Raw genomic sequence first — 13,291 nt, forward strand, 5'->3', positions numbered from 1 at the left:
TCTCTGTTTTTATTTGATTTTTAAAACACTCTTAATGAATCTCATGTTCAGATAGTCTTCAATCGGGAATACTTTCGTGAAATAATTACCGATGTAGATCAGTACTAAAACCACTGCAGGCTTATAAACCAGGTTGATGAAGTTGCTGTTGAAGTTCGGAAGAACAATAGCTACAGTGATCGCCAGAGTACAGATAATGGAAACAAAAATCATTTCAATGCTCAGAGGTGAAACTTTGAACATAATATAGTTGAAAATGATTTTTACCACATTGTAAATGGTCAGAGAAATGGCTGTAGACAAGGCAATTCCAATCAGTTTGAGATCTGTATTTTTAATGAAATAATAATTCAGTCCAATCGTTAATCCTGCCAATAAAAGCATCACAAGAATATTGAATCTGTAATACTTTGAAAGGGAAATAATATTTCCGTTGAAACCGGTTGCCAGATCGATCAGTACCGCAGAACCCCAGATCCAGACTACAGGTTCGTATTCCCTGAGCATGGTTCCGTTTTTCGGCATGAATTGCGTCAGGTAAGGAAAGCCTACCATAATGCATGAGAATAGCACTGCCCCCAGGAAATATAATGTTAAAGAGGTTTTCTTGTGAAATCTGTCCAGGTCTTCCATATCACCGTCAGCAAGATTTTTACTGATAATAGGTGCTGAAATATTAAACAATCCCAACTGCGGAATAGAGATGAGGGAAATCAAAGCATAGAGAACAGAATAAATACCATTTTCCTCCATTCCCATGAATTCTCCGATCATAAAGCTGTTGATTGCCAGATAATTTCCAAACGTTCCCAGGAATCCGAAGAAACTGTAATTCATAAACTCCTTCCAGAAGTTATTTTTTTTGAAATAATCCGTCCTGAAATCAAAATGAATTTTCTCAAGCTTATTGGTGTAATAAATATAACCGAAAAGCATTAACGCAAATACGCCGAAGAAGAATGCCAGGGCGATATTCTGAGACATGGAAAAATAAAAGAAGAGACAGAAGGCTCCAAGATTGGCTATTTTAGGAAAAAGATTGTCAAAAATATTAGAGACAACGATTCTTTTATAATTGGAAGTGTATTTATTGAAAATAGCACAAAGTGACAGTATTAAGATTAAAGGCAGAATAATTTCTTTAATTTTCCAGGCTTCCGAATGAATGAACTTCGGATAGAAATAAGGAAGAATAAAGAATACAGTGGTAAATATGAGAAAGTTGATCAAAATGATCATCAGAGAAAGCGAAAGCATATTCTGATTTTTACCGTCCTTCTGCAGAGAATTAAAAAACTTTACATTCGCATAAGAGATTCCGAAGACTACAAAGGGAACAAGCATCTCAGCGGTTTGCATACTGTAGCGAAGCTTTCCATAAAATTCAAAATCATTCGGAAAAATGAATATTGCGGAAACCGTGCCCAGCAAAAAACCAATATAACCGATAATGGAATATTTGAAGCCTTGTCTCGCTACTACACTCATAAAGTTGTTTTAAATGTTTTTAGGTATAAAAATAATATTGTTGATGTACTGAGTTTTATTTTTTTCGTCGTTTGTATTTTGCAATATAATTTCTTCTGTAAGAGATTCCAGCGTAAAGGTGTTTCTGTTGAGATATTTGGCATTATATCCCCAGCTTTCCACTTCGGAAATTTCTGTCCATATAGGTGTTTGGTGGTGTCTTTGTTCCATTTCAACCATTAAGGTAGGGTGGAACTGTCTGATGGTTTCTCTGGCTCCGGAAAGGGTTTTTATTTCATTTCCTTCAACGTCTATTTTGATGAAATCCAGCCTGTTGAAATGTTCCAGAGCTGCCCATTCGTCGAGTTTGATTACCTTTACCTGCTCCGTGTAGCTTTTTTCTTCTCCTTTCTCTTTGTAAGAAGTATTTAAAGTCCCGCGGGAAGCAATTGTTTTTCCGTTGATTACCGGAACTTTAAATTCCGCCATCGTATTTTCGTCAGAAAGTGCAAGAGGAAGAATACGCATGGAGGGAAACAGCCTCTTCAAGCGTCTGTACAGTTTTTTGTTGGGCTCAAAACCATAAATATGCTCATGGTTTAGCTTATTTTCCAACTGATAGAGGAAGGTTCCTACATTCGCACCAATGTCCAGTATTACAGCATTTTTGGGAAGGTATTCTTTGATCCATACCAGTTCCGGTTCTACATTACGTTCCGAAAAATTATATTTATTAAGATTGTTTAAGTTCTTAAAGTATCTTTTTTTGTAGAAATTCGGACTTATATATTGTAGTTTTTCTGCAATTTTTTGGTATAAAGACATCCTTAGCTTTTTGACGAACAGCAAAGATAAACAAAAATGTAAAACTTATCTTAAAAAATGTTAAATATAATTTATTGATTTTCAACAGATAGGCTTTATGTTGTATTTTGTAATGAGCTGAACTTTAATCTGTTTTCAATTTGTCGCAGAGACGCTTTGTAGAATAGGACGATTTAAAGTAACTTACCCTGTTATTATTTTTGATTAAACAGAATATTAAAATGAAACTATATGGGCCATGACAATGATTCGTTACCTGATTTGCTGGCAGAGACAGAAGTTATATATAAGCACTTTCTGGATCAGCAAATCTCATTATTAGATAGCTGGAGTGATAGTGTTTGTCACCAACAGAACAATTTGCCTTCTATTGACTATTCTGTATTGAATAGCTTTCATAAAAAAAATAATCTGGACGAACTGGAAAATATTTTTTTAGGATTTAAAACGATCAGACAAAAAGAAGAGCTTTTATCCCGGGAAAAATCTATAAGATTTAATGTTTTGAATTTCTTTCATATTGATGAAACTCTTCATAGTAAACTTTTAGGTTTTTTTCTTAACGATAGAGCAAGTCATGGGCAGGGTGATCTTTTCCTTAAAAAGTTTATTGAAATGCTGGGGTATACTGATTATGACAGAGGAAAGTGGAAGGTAACCATCGAAAAACAAAAAATAGATATTCTGATAGAAAGAAAACATCCGTTTAGTGCTGTTATTATTGAAAATAAATCTAACGGAGCTTACGATCAGGAAAATCAGATATACAGATATTGGCACAAAGTGATTTATAATAAAAGCAGAGAACATATAAATGAGGATTGTAAGTTTAAGATTATTTATCTGGTTTCGAATGACGGAAAGCTGCCTTCTGAAAATACACTTGTAAGACCTGTAAATTTCTCACAGGATTTGCCCGGAAAAGTTCCGATAGATGTCGATATATGGAATTTTAACAATCAAATTCAAGACTGGCTGGAAGAATGTTTGTCTTTTATACCTGATGAAAACTATAGATTAAAGGAATATATACAACAGTATATAGAATATTGGAATTAAAAAATAACTATGAACAGAGAATTTTTGAAACAAGCCATGAATTTATTTGATACCCCTGAAAAGTGGAATTCTTTTTTAGAACTTTCAAACAAAAAAAATGAAATAAATAATGAATGGTATAAAAAAGCCAAAACGGAGATAATTCATTATTTCATCAATGACCCTGCTGAAGGATGGTCTTTTGTAAACTGGAATACATGGGACTACAGATGGTTCTTAGAGGATTTTGGTAAAGAATCCTTTTGTCTTTGGATGTTTGGTAACAGAATTGGACTATGGCTAAATGGGAATCATTTCGAATCCGCAAAAGCAACAGCTTTACTCAGTACAGAAAAATATTCACCACTCTTATCTACCCTGAGACCGGATAGTATTTTTGATAATGACTGGAAAATATTTGAAGCAGGGAACTTCTTTTTTGATTCTGTGAATGACGGGCATATTGAAAATGATAAACTGGCCTGGTATGCAGGAAATAAAACTGAAAAGTTTGTAGAGCAGGTAACAGAAAAAGTCAACAGAATAAGAAAAAGCCCGGAACTTACTCAATTATTAAGAGAAATAAACGAGACCTGTAAAAAATAGTCTTAATTTAATAAATCCTTGCCTTTAAAAAAGCGGGGATTTATTAAATTTAAGGTTCTTAAAAGAATTACTGAAACGGCGTATTCAAAAAATCATTGAAAGGTTTCATCAGTTTAAAAACCTTTGTCATATTCTTCACAGCATTTTTATCCAGCACCTCTTCGTCTTTCAGAGAATAGACTACAATAAAGTTTTTAAGCTTTAAATATTCCGCCATAGGATCCTCCTTTTCAAATCCCTGCGGTACTTTTTTTAACTTGTCATCCTGGTCAAGTTCAGGAAAATGCTTCTTGAAATCCCTGTTGTTGATTATTTTAAGAAAGTCATCCCCATACAAAGAAATTTCTTTGCGCACATCTTTCAGAACAGAAGATTCAGGCATATAGATTCCGCCCGCCAGAAAAGATTTTCCAGGTTCCAAATGAAGATAATAGCCCCCTTTCTGACTGCCTTTTCCCATTCCCAAAGAAGCTCCGAAGTTGGTTTTATAAGGTGATTTATCCTTTGAAAATCTTGTATCACGATAAATTCTGAATAAAGATTTTTTACTGTCTATTTTACCAAGTTCTTCATCAAAAGCTGACATCTCTCTGATCAGCTCATCCAGAAATGAAACCACATTCTGCTGTGATTCCGTATAAAGATCTTTATTTTCATTAAACCATTCACGGTTATTGTTTTTATTTAACTTTTTTAAAAAATCAAAAGTTTTGGAAGAAATACCTGCAGACATATTGTGTTTGGTGTTTTATTATTGTTAAGAGAAATTTAAATGCTTTCTCGATCCCGGAAATCCCGAATACTGTAACTCAAATGTACAAAAACTATTGAGTATGGTACAATATTTTGATGACGATAAATAAGAATATCAAAAGAAAAAAAATACTTTTTCTGGCTTTATTTTTGAAAATTCATAAATAACACAGAAAAAATCAATCCAATTTAATAAAAAAAAATAATGTTTAACAACTTCTTAATCTATGCCTTGTTTTTTTGGATTTAATTTTCTAAAAATTAAAAATATATTAAAAAATTGTGAATTTAAGTTTGTATATTTAAAACTTTGTTCAAAAACAAATCAAATATTTATTGTATCTTTGCAAAAATTTTAAAATAGTTAATGAATTTATTTACGGAAACCAATTTAAGTCCTGATATCCTTAAGGCAATTGGCGAACTGGGTTACGAAAGCCCAACAGAAATCCAAAAACAGACTATCCCTTTTATTCTTTCAGATATTCGCGACTTGATCGCACTTGCGCAGACAGGGACAGGCAAAACAGCAGCGTTTTCGCTTCCGATTTTGGATATGATTGACGATACGAGTCGCAAAATCCAATTATTGGTGCTTTGTCCGACACGGGAATTATGTCTTCAGATTTCGAAGGACATAAAGAATTACTCTAAGTATATGAAAGACATCAAGACAACTGCGGTTTATGGTGGAAGTAGTATTGTAGAGCAGATGAGATCTTTGAAGGAAAAACCACAGATCATTGTGGGAACTCCGGGAAGAGTAATTGATCTTATCAACAGAAAAGCATTAGACTTTTCTGCCATTCATTGGTTGGTATTAGACGAAGCTGATGAAATGCTTTCTATGGGATTCAAAGATGAATTGGAAACCATTCTAAGCGAAACTCCGGAAACAAAACAGACTTTCTTATTCTCTGCAACGATGAATAAAGAAGTGGAAAGAATTTCCAAAAATTATCTTACAAAACCACATCGTATTTCTGTAGGTTCTATCAACGAAGTGAAGAAGAACATTACTCACGAATACTATGTAGTAGGATACCGTCAGAAAAAAGAAGCATTGAAAAGACTGATCGATGCAAACCCTAACCAGTATTCCATCATCTTCTGCAGAACGAGAATGGAAACTCAGGAGGTTGCCGATTTCTTGATGCAGAACGGATATGCAGCTGATGCTCTTCACGGTGATCTTTCTCAGGCGCAGAGAGATACGGTAATGAAGAAATTCAGATTGAAAAACATCGATATTCTTGTAGCTACAGACGTTGCAGCAAGAGGATTGGATGTAAACTCTCTTACTCACGTTATTCACTTCTCTTTACCGGATGACCCTGAAGTATTCGTTCACAGAAGCGGAAGAACAGGTAGAGCTGGAAAAGACGGTATTTCTATGGCTTTAATTAAGCCTGAAGAAAGCAGAAAACTGAAACAGATAAAATCTGCAACAAAAATTGAAATCCACGAAAGATTTATTCCTACAGGTGATGATATCATCAAAGCTCAGGTAGGTGGTGTATTCGAAAAATTATTGACGGAGCACGAAGATCTATTCGAATTTGATGACAGCTTAATCCCGGATCTGAGCAACTTTACCAAAGAAGAACTGGTACACCAGTTACTGCAGTTCCAATTGAAAGACCTTGCTTTATATTACAAAGACAAGCATGATCTTGCTGAGCAGAAATTAAGCAGCAGAGATGACGATTACTCAAGAAGAGACCGTGGACGTGACAGAGACAGAGATAGAGGTCGTGACAGAGATCGTGGAAGAGACAGAGACCGTGGTGGAAAACCAAGAAGAAAAGATGAGAATATGGTAAGATTCTTCTTCAATCTCGGTAAAAAAGACCATCTGAAGAAACTTGATGTTTTAGATATTATCAATAAAGCTACTTCTGGCGGAAAAAGCAAGAAAAGAGCTGAAATCGGGGATATCGAAATCTTAGAGAAATTCTCTTTCTTCGAAGTTGAAAAATCGTTCAAAGACAATGTCCTGAGCAATATTCAATCGATGAAGTTCAAAGGAAAAGATATGAGAGCTGAAGTAGCAAACTAATCTCTTCTTATACCATACAAAACCGGCAGTAATGCCGGTTTTTTTATTTGATAATCAGTAGTTAAGCGAATGTTAACAAAACTTAATGTTATATAGTTTCACGTACAATCCTTTTTTAAGAAATTTGCACACGAATTATAAATACTAAAAAATGGGAATTGGTAATATTTTCCACGCTTTTCAACCAAAAGATAAAATCTTCTTTGTACTTTTTGAAAAAGTAACTGAAAATCTAGTTGCAATGTCAGAAGAATTCAACGCAGGAATCAAGGATTTCGATCTTAATGACGATTCAATGTTGAAAAAAATGAGTGATTTTGAGCACAAAAATGATGAACTTACTCACGAAATCTTCGTAGAGCTTGGAAAAAACTTCATTACACCTTTCGATCGTGAAGATATCCATACACTGGCAACAGGATTAGATGATATCGCCGATTATATCTACGCTTCTACAAAATATATTTTCCTATACAAATCACCGGAGATGAAGGCGTATTCAGACTTCTCTTTACTGATCCACAAAGCATGTCTTGAGATTCAGAATGCGATGAAAAACCTTAAAGGTTTCAAAAATATGGAGCAGGTGAAAGAAGCTTGTATCAAGGTAAACTCTATTGAAAATATTGCAGACGACTTACTGTCCAATTCAATGGTAGAATTATTTGAAACCAATGATGCCATCAATATCATTAAAGTTTCATCTGTATTGAACTATCTTGAAATAGTAACAGACAAAGCAGAAGATGTTGCCAACACGATTGAGAACATCATGATTAAATACGCCTAATACATAGCAAAAATGGAATTTCCGATTTTACTTATAGTTATTATTGCGTTAGCCCTGATCTTCGATTACATCAATGGTTTTCATGATGCAGCCAACTCAATTGCAACTATAGTTTCTACAAAAGTTTTAACTCCATTCCAGGCTGTACTTTGGGCGGCGCTCTGGAACTTTGCAGCCTTCTTTATCGCTGCTTATATTATTGGAGAATTCAAAATTGGTAATACAATTGCCAAAACGGTAAACGAGAATTTTATCACCCTTGAAGTTATATTTTCCGGTCTTATGGCCGCTATTGCCTGGAACCTGCTTACATGGTGGTTCGGGATTCCTTCTTCATCATCACATACGCTGATCGGAGGTTTCCTGGGGGCAGCTCTTATGCACGCTTTCATGATGGATTATCATGACGTGGCAGCAGCACAGCCAGATCTTGGAACCTGGGAAACTATTAAGGAAGCTTTCAGCCAGGTAACCCACCAGAGCGTTGTAAAGTTTGATAAAGTAATTCCTATTTTCCTGTTCATTTTCATGGCACCGGTCATAGGGATGATCATCTCGATTATCATTACATTAATTATTGTTCATCTTTATAAAAGATCAAACCCTCACAAAGCAGATAAGTCTTTCAAAAGACTTCAGCTGGCTTCTTCAGCTTTATTCAGCTTAGGTCATGGTCTGAATGATGCGCAGAAGGTAATGGGTATCATTGGAGCCGCATTGATCTACTATCATGTTGAAATGCTTCAGGATCCTGTATATCTGAACATTCCGGCAGCTGGACGTTTTGATTACTTTGCACAGCATTATATCTGGGTTCCTTTAGTTTCATTTATTGCAATCGCTTTAGGAACAATGAGTGGAGGCTGGAAGATCATCAAAACAATGGGTACCAAGATTACGAAAGTAACTTCATTAGAAGGAGTAAGTGCAGAAACTGCGGGTGCTATCACGTTATTCATTACAGACCATTTTGGTATTCCTGTGTCTACAACACACACCATCACCGGTTCCATTATCGGGGTAGGGCTAACGAAAAGAATTTCGGCTGTAAGATGGGGGATCACAGTAAGCTTACTGTGGGCATGGGTTCTAACCATTCCAATCTCTGCGATAGTAGCTGGAATTACCTACCTTGTGGTAACCTTCCTTTTTTAAAATACAAATCATATTTATCATATAAACTTTGTCCGTTTGGGCAAAGTTTTTTGTTTTATAAAGCCTCGAAAAATCGTATTTTTGTTCAAATTATAAGATTTTATGGAATTTTTAGACAGATATCAGCAGATTGTTGCTGACGCCATTACCAAGTATACTTTCAAAGATAAACCTTCGGAGCTGTATGACCCGATGAATTATATCATTTCCCACGGCGGAAAACGTCTTCGCCCTATTATGGTACTGATGGCATGTGATCTGTTTGGAGGAGACCTTAAACAAGCTATCAAACCGGCGCTGGCCATTGAATTTTTCCATAATTTCACCCTGATCCATGATGATATTATGGATGAAGCTCCCTTAAGACGAAACAAACCTACAATACATACTTTACACGGGATCAATGTGGGAATCCTTTCCGGAGACGGGCTGATGCTTAAAGCCTATAAGTTTTTTGAGGATCTTGAACCTGAAATTTTCAAAGCCTGTATCAGGATTTTTACGCATACCGGACTTCTGCTATGTGAAGGACAGCAGTATGATATCAATTTTGAAACCCAAAAGGATGTTACTTTTGATGATTATATCAGAATGATTACTTATAAAACCGGAGTTTTAAGTGCTTCTTCGTTTGAAATCGGAGCCTTGATAGCAAGAGCGGATTTTAAAGATGCCAAAGCAATTTTCAATTTTGGAAAACACATCGGAATAGCCTTCCAGATCATGGATGATTATCTTGATGTATTCGGAGATCAGGCACAGTTCGGTAAAAAACATGCCGGAGATATCTACGAGAATAAAAAAACAGTCCTATATCTTTTGGCAAGAGAGCATGCTACAGAGGAAGAAAGAAAAGAACTGGATTACTGGTATTCTAAAAAGACCGATAATGTTGACAAGATTTATGGCGTTGAAAAGATCTTCAGAAGAACAAAGGTGGACGAAAAAGCATTACGCCTGATCGAAAAGCACAATGAGATCGGACAAAGCTATCTTCAGAAAATAGACGTTCCTGAAGAAAAGAAAAAACCATTCATCGAATTGGCAAATTACCTGTTGAGAAGAGAAAGTTAATATAGGAAGCAGAATGCAGGTTGCAGGTAATAATGATTTATCTGCAACCTGTTTTCCTGTAACCGAATCCCTGTACAATGAAATTCAGAACCGAAGTTGACATCCCCGCATCAGAAAAGAAGATAGAGATTGAAGATAAAATATTTTCAATAGGCTCCTGTTTTGCCTCTGAGATGACCGATTTGCTTGAAAACGGACAGCTTCAGACCCTCAGCAATCCTTTTGGGACTATCTTTAATCCCTTTTCAATCAATAATGCGGTACAAAGGCTTCACGATTCTGCATTCTATCAGGAAGAAGAGCTTATCACCTACAATGAGGAATATATCTCTTTGGACCATCATACAGGCTTTGATACCCGTTATATTCATCAGACTTTAGATAAGATCAACAAATCAATTGAAGAAGGAAATGCCTTTCTTCAGGAAGCAGACTGGATTATTATCACCTACGGATCTTCATTCATCTATGAATTTCTTCCGAAGAAAAAGCTGGTGGCCAACTGTCACAAAATTCCACAGAAGTTTTTCGAGAAAAGACTGCTTTCTCATCAGGAGCTCACGGGCTCTATTTATAACACGATTCTGGAACTTAAAGATATCTGTAAAGAAGGAGTGCAGATTCTGTTTACAGTCTCTCCTGTAAGGCATACCAAAGACGGGATGATAGAGAATCAGCTGAGTAAATCCAAACTGATTACAGCGATTCACGAATCAATTTCAATGTTTGAAGACTGCCACTATCTTCCTGTCTATGAGATTCTGATGGATGATCTTCGGGATTACCGGTTTTATAAAGAAGATATGATTCATCCAAGTACGCAGGCAGTTAATTATATTTTTGACAAATTTGGAAACGCTTATTTTTCTGGCGAAACTCAAAATTTTATCAAAGAAAACTTTAAGATCATCAAAGCTTTGGAACATAAGACCAGTGATAAAAAAGACCCGAAGTTTATAGAATTCAGGGAGAAATTAGATCAAAGAATTGAAATTCAGCGTAAAAAGGTAAAACATAAAATATTTTAAATGCTTGATTTTACCAGAATTGACTATCTGAAAAACGGGAATGAAAGACAGAAAAGGGCGTATAAAGTTCTTGCAAAACATCAGATTTTTGAAAAATTAAAGGAATATTCACCCATTTTAGCAGGAACCATTCCTATTGAAATTGACATTGATGGAAGTGATCTGGATATTATTTTTGAGGTTGATTTAAGATTTGAAGAAGACTTTCTGGATGATTTAATGTTCAGCAGATTTATTCCTCACGATGTAGACGTTGAACATCCTATCGTAAACGGTGAAAAATGCATCACATTAAATTTTATGCTGGAAGGATTTCCTATTGAAATTTTCGGACAGAATAAACCTACAAAACAGCAAAACGCTTACCTCCATATGATTGCTGAATACAAAATATTACAGGAAGAAGGAGAAGAATTTAAACAAAAAATAATAGAACTAAAAAAACAGGGAATAAAAACCGAGCCGGCTTTCGGAATATTGCTTGGGCTTGAAAATCCTTATGAAGATCTGTTAAAATACTAAGAAAAATGATTGATACACATACCCATTTATACGCAGAAGAATTTGATGAAGACAGAAAAGAAGCCATTCAGAGAGCTTTAGATAAAGGAATTAATGAATTTTACCTTCCTGCAATTGACTCCGAATCGCATAAAAAAATGCTGCAACTGGAAGCTGAATACCCGGGACAGATTTTTTCCATGATGGGGCTGCATCCTTGTTATGTAAAACCAGAGTCGTGGGAAAAAGAACTGGAGATCGTTAAAAATTACCTTGACCAGAGACATTTTCCCGCAATAGGAGAGATAGGTATTGATCTGTACTGGGATAAAACGACCTTAGATATTCAGGTGAAAGCGTTTGAACAGCAAATTGACTGGGCGATAGAAAAAGACCTTCCGATCGTTATTCATACAAGAGAAAGCTTTGATGAAACGTTTGACGTCCTGGAAAGAAAGAAGCATCCTAAATTGAGAGGGATTTTCCACTGCTTTTCCGGAAATCTTGATCAGGCACAGCATGCTATCGACCTTAATTTCATTTTAGGGATCGGTGGAGTAGTGACCTTTAAAAACGGGAAAATCGATCAGTTTCTGAACGAAATTCCTTTAGATAAAATTGTTTTGGAAACAGACTCCCCTTATCTGGCACCCGTACCGCACAGAGGGAAAAGAAACGAAAGTTCATACCTTGACCTGGTAGCCGGAAAACTGGTAGATATCTACGGTAAAGACTTTTCTGAAATAGACCGTATTACAACCGGGAATGCCAGGAATCTTTTTAAAGCAGAATAATCAATGAACAGATTGCTGGAACCCGTAAAAAATAACCGGTTAAATGGTAGTTTATTGTTTGCGGTTTATTTTATAGTGAATCTTTTGTTCCTTACAAAGTATGGGATCAGGCAGTCTTTTGTGCCCCTCAGTATTTTGGCTGCAGTTTTCTTTGTGGCAAATACATTCCTGTTTTCCCTGGAAAAATGGCCTCAGTTTAAGAAAATATGGACCGGAAAACTGGTTTATATCCTTATCGCCTTTATCAGTATAGCTTATATCGGTTTATGTCATGTCATGAAAGATCCGTACAAAATGAATATAGACAGGTGGCAGACGTTGGAATTTTCATTAGAATACTGGTTTAAAGGGAAATATATTTATGATACGCCTAATTTTATGGGCAATTTATCTTCTTACCTTCCGGGGCAGTTGGCATTATCCGGCATATTTTACTTTTTGGGTAATGTAGGGTATCTTCAGGTAGCAGCTTTTCTCCTGTTTTCATACACTGTTTTGGTTGAATTTAAGAATAACCTGATCAGGTTTAAAGCCATACTCATGTTGGGAATATCCCTTGCTTATATCTATGAGGTGGTTTGCAAAAGCGATTTTATTTCATCGTTTATTATTGTTACGGCGTTTATCCTGTTCTGGAGCAGCAGATTCAAACATGATTACTTTCAGAAACCTGTCTTATTGGGACTGTGCACAGGGCTTCTGTGTCTTACAAGAAGTGTGGTGGTAATTCCTTTGATTATTTTCCTCCTTCAGCCTTTTATAGTCACTTCATGGGAAAAGAAAATAAAGTTTGGGGTAAGCTTTTTATTCATAGTAACGGTATTACTGGCAACTGTACTTTTGCCCGCAAAAAGTATTGACCATCTTTTGCATTACAATCCTTTAACCCTTCAGGGACAAAGCAATAAATTTGTAATGCTGTTCTTCGTGGTGTTGGCAATCATCGCAGCATTCTATGTTAAAAAAATTCAGACCGTATTTTACTTTTCAGCCTATATTACCTTTTTAATTATGCTGTTTTTTGTGGGCGAACAGTATCTCACCTTAGACATTTCCTATCAGAATAACTTCTTTTCTACAACTTATCTGGCAGCCTGTCTACCTTTCTCTATCATCGGATATTGTTTTACAGTTCGAAATAGCTTGAATGAAAACTGAAAAGAAATTAAAGATCATATAACAAAAAAAGTTTCCCAATACT

13 protein-coding genes are annotated in these 13,291 nt (G+C 35.7%); 10 read left to right on the forward strand and 3 right to left on the reverse strand.

Annotation, left to right across the window (positions count from 1 at the left end):
• Window positions 1-9 precede the first annotated feature (9 nt).
• Together ACTJJF_RS14535 and ACTJJF_RS14540 are read right to left on the reverse strand one after the other, a co-directional pair.
• Entirely contained in the window at window positions 10-1,488 is a 1,479-nt protein-coding gene (locus ACTJJF_RS14535; protein WP_440700105.1) for a lipopolysaccharide biosynthesis protein, read from the reverse strand.
• Window positions 1,489-1,497: 9 nt separating this feature from the next.
• Window positions 1,498-2,292 carry an FkbM family methyltransferase gene (locus tag ACTJJF_RS14540; protein ID WP_440700106.1) on the reverse strand — a complete coding sequence of 265 codons (795 nt, stop codon included), beginning with the start codon at window positions 2,290-2,292 and terminating at the stop codon, window positions 1,498-1,500.
• A 231-nt stretch (window positions 2,293-2,523) separates the two neighbouring features.
• Here ACTJJF_RS14540 and ACTJJF_RS14545 point away from each other — a divergent pair, with 231 nt between their 5' ends.
• Window positions 2,524-3,351, forward strand: coding sequence for a PD-(D/E)XK nuclease family protein (locus ACTJJF_RS14545; RefSeq protein WP_440700107.1), 828 nt, complete (start codon window positions 2,524-2,526; stop codon window positions 3,349-3,351).
• A gap of 9 nt (window positions 3,352-3,360) precedes the next feature.
• The gene (locus tag ACTJJF_RS14550) at window positions 3,361-3,936 is read left to right on the forward strand and encodes a hypothetical protein (RefSeq protein ID WP_440700108.1); all 576 of its coding nucleotides are present in this window, start codon (window positions 3,361-3,363) and stop codon (window positions 3,934-3,936) included.
• Window positions 3,937-4,003: 67 nt separating this feature from the next.
• Here the strand turns inward: ACTJJF_RS14550 and ACTJJF_RS14555 are convergent, their stop codons facing one another.
• The gene (locus ACTJJF_RS14555) at window positions 4,004-4,669 is read right to left on the reverse strand and encodes a DUF2461 domain-containing protein (protein ID WP_440700109.1); all 666 of its coding nucleotides are present in this window, start codon (window positions 4,667-4,669) and stop codon (window positions 4,004-4,006) included.
• Window positions 4,670-5,056: 387 nt separating this feature from the next.
• Between ACTJJF_RS14555 and ACTJJF_RS14560 the strand changes: the two genes are divergently transcribed.
• From ACTJJF_RS14560 to ACTJJF_RS14595, 8 genes are all read left to right on the forward strand, one after another.
• Window positions 5,057-6,748: a DEAD/DEAH box helicase gene (locus tag ACTJJF_RS14560; protein WP_440700110.1), complete on the forward strand. Its 1,692-nt coding sequence runs from the start codon at window positions 5,057-5,059 to the stop codon at window positions 6,746-6,748.
• Window positions 6,749-6,899: 151 nt separating this feature from the next.
• The gene (locus tag ACTJJF_RS14565) at window positions 6,900-7,538 is read left to right on the forward strand and encodes a DUF47 domain-containing protein (RefSeq protein WP_065393534.1); all 639 of its coding nucleotides are present in this window, start codon (window positions 6,900-6,902) and stop codon (window positions 7,536-7,538) included.
• 12 nt (window positions 7,539-7,550) lie between these two features.
• Entirely contained in the window at window positions 7,551-8,693 is a 1,143-nt protein-coding gene (locus ACTJJF_RS14570; RefSeq protein ID WP_312298149.1) for an inorganic phosphate transporter, read from the forward strand.
• A 102-nt stretch (window positions 8,694-8,795) separates the two neighbouring features.
• A complete protein-coding gene (locus tag ACTJJF_RS14575) occupies window positions 8,796-9,767 on the forward strand; it encodes a polyprenyl synthetase family protein (RefSeq protein ID WP_065396880.1) in 972 nt (323 codons plus the stop codon).
• A gap of 77 nt (window positions 9,768-9,844) precedes the next feature.
• Window positions 9,845-10,795, forward strand: a complete 951-nt coding sequence (locus ACTJJF_RS14580; RefSeq protein WP_312298147.1) for a GSCFA domain-containing protein — start codon at window positions 9,845-9,847, stop codon at window positions 10,793-10,795.
• Complete coding sequence (locus ACTJJF_RS14585; RefSeq protein WP_312298146.1) at window positions 10,796-11,317, forward strand: DUF4269 domain-containing protein; 522 nt, start codon at window positions 10,796-10,798, stop codon at window positions 11,315-11,317.
• Window positions 11,318-11,322: 5 nt separating this feature from the next.
• Window positions 11,323-12,090, forward strand: a complete 768-nt coding sequence (locus ACTJJF_RS14590) for a TatD family hydrolase (protein WP_312298144.1) — start codon at window positions 11,323-11,325, stop codon at window positions 12,088-12,090.
• A gap of 3 nt (window positions 12,091-12,093) precedes the next feature.
• Window positions 12,094-13,248 carry a hypothetical protein gene (locus ACTJJF_RS14595; RefSeq protein WP_312298143.1) on the forward strand — a complete coding sequence of 385 codons (1,155 nt, stop codon included), beginning with the start codon at window positions 12,094-12,096 and terminating at the stop codon, window positions 13,246-13,248.
• The last annotated feature ends 43 nt before the right edge of the window (window positions 13,249-13,291 follow it).

The sequence above is a fragment of the Chryseobacterium sp. 22458 genome (assembly GCF_052044975.1).
Taxonomy (GTDB): domain Bacteria; phylum Bacteroidota; class Bacteroidia; order Flavobacteriales; family Weeksellaceae; genus Chryseobacterium.

Coding starts and splice junctions, on each gene's coding strand:
- ACTJJF_RS14560 (WP_440700110.1), top strand. CDS start 5,057: ATGAATTTATTTACGGAAACCAATTTAAGTCCTGATATCCTTAAGGCA.
- ACTJJF_RS14540 (WP_440700106.1), bottom strand. CDS start 2,292: ATGTCTTTATACCAAAAAATTGCAGAAAAACTACAATATATAAGTCCG.
- ACTJJF_RS14595 (WP_312298143.1), top strand. CDS start 12,094: ATGAACAGATTGCTGGAACCCGTAAAAAATAACCGGTTAAATGGTAGT.
- ACTJJF_RS14585 (WP_312298146.1), top strand. CDS start 10,796: ATGCTTGATTTTACCAGAATTGACTATCTGAAAAACGGGAATGAAAGA.
- ACTJJF_RS14565 (WP_065393534.1), top strand. CDS start 6,900: ATGGGAATTGGTAATATTTTCCACGCTTTTCAACCAAAAGATAAAATC.
- ACTJJF_RS14575 (WP_065396880.1), top strand. CDS start 8,796: ATGGAATTTTTAGACAGATATCAGCAGATTGTTGCTGACGCCATTACC.
- ACTJJF_RS14545 (WP_440700107.1), top strand. CDS start 2,524: ATGGGCCATGACAATGATTCGTTACCTGATTTGCTGGCAGAGACAGAA.
- ACTJJF_RS14570 (WP_312298149.1), top strand. CDS start 7,551: ATGGAATTTCCGATTTTACTTATAGTTATTATTGCGTTAGCCCTGATC.
- ACTJJF_RS14555 (WP_440700109.1), bottom strand. CDS start 4,669: ATGTCTGCAGGTATTTCTTCCAAAACTTTTGATTTTTTAAAAAAGTTA.
- ACTJJF_RS14580 (WP_312298147.1), top strand. CDS start 9,845: ATGAAATTCAGAACCGAAGTTGACATCCCCGCATCAGAAAAGAAGATA.
- ACTJJF_RS14590 (WP_312298144.1), top strand. CDS start 11,323: ATGATTGATACACATACCCATTTATACGCAGAAGAATTTGATGAAGAC.
- ACTJJF_RS14535 (WP_440700105.1), bottom strand. CDS start 1,488: ATGAGTGTAGTAGCGAGACAAGGCTTCAAATATTCCATTATCGGTTAT.
- ACTJJF_RS14550 (WP_440700108.1), top strand. CDS start 3,361: ATGAACAGAGAATTTTTGAAACAAGCCATGAATTTATTTGATACCCCT.